The sequence below is a fragment of the Actinomyces sp. S6-Spd3 genome, assembly GCF_000758755.1.
GTDB lineage: Bacteria > Actinomycetota > Actinomycetes > Actinomycetales > Actinomycetaceae > Pauljensenia.
In genome coordinates this window covers 1-643 of sequence record NZ_JRMV01000027.1, presented here as the reverse complement: position 1 = coordinate 643, position 643 = coordinate 1, and the positions used below count along the sequence as shown (strand labels likewise).

1 protein-coding gene is annotated in these 643 nt (G+C 58.8%); it reads left to right on the top strand.

Translation table 11 applies throughout. The features are described 5' to 3' along the window. Window positions 1-42: 42 nt before the first annotated feature. On the top strand, window positions 43-643 hold a 601-nt coding region (locus tag HMPREF1627_RS00200), incomplete at its 3' end, for a DUF6541 family protein (protein WP_324606563.1).

Here is a 643-nt window from a genome sequence, read left to right as displayed (position 1 = left end):
CAACAGTGGGATCCGTCGTTCCATTACAACGGCGTGTGGCAGATGGTGCATTCGGGCGACGGTTCGCTGTTTGGTTTGTCTCCGATGTTCTCCCTGATGGGCGAGGCGCGCACTTACTATCCGTCTATGTGGCACGCGTTCGCAGCTTTGTTTGCAACGCCTTCAACTGTTGTGCAGACGGTGAACACGTCTTCCTTGGCGCTTTTAGTTTGGTGGATTGTGGGGATGGCGGCCTTCGCTCACTATCTGTGGGACAATCGCGTGGCAACTCTTACTGCGCCGGTGCTCGCGTCGCTTACTTTGAGTTTCCCAGCTGACTTCGTGTCGATGTACGCGCAGTGGCCTAACGCGGTTTCAATGGCACTACTGCCTGGCCTGTTGACTCTGGCGTGGGTGCTTGGAAACGCATGGGTGCGAGCCCTGTTTTCTTCCAATCAGTGGCGCACCACCACGCTTTGGACCGCGCTGTTCCTGCTCGCTGCGCTGGGTGCGGTTGCGATCCACCCGATTTCTTTCTTCAACGCGCTAGTGTTCGTGCTGGTTCCCCTGGTGGCTGCGATGGTTCGCCTGATGCGGGGTGCGCGTAAGGCTGGTCGCCGCGGCCTGGTCACATTTCTGGGTGTATCCATGGGCGGGGCCCTCT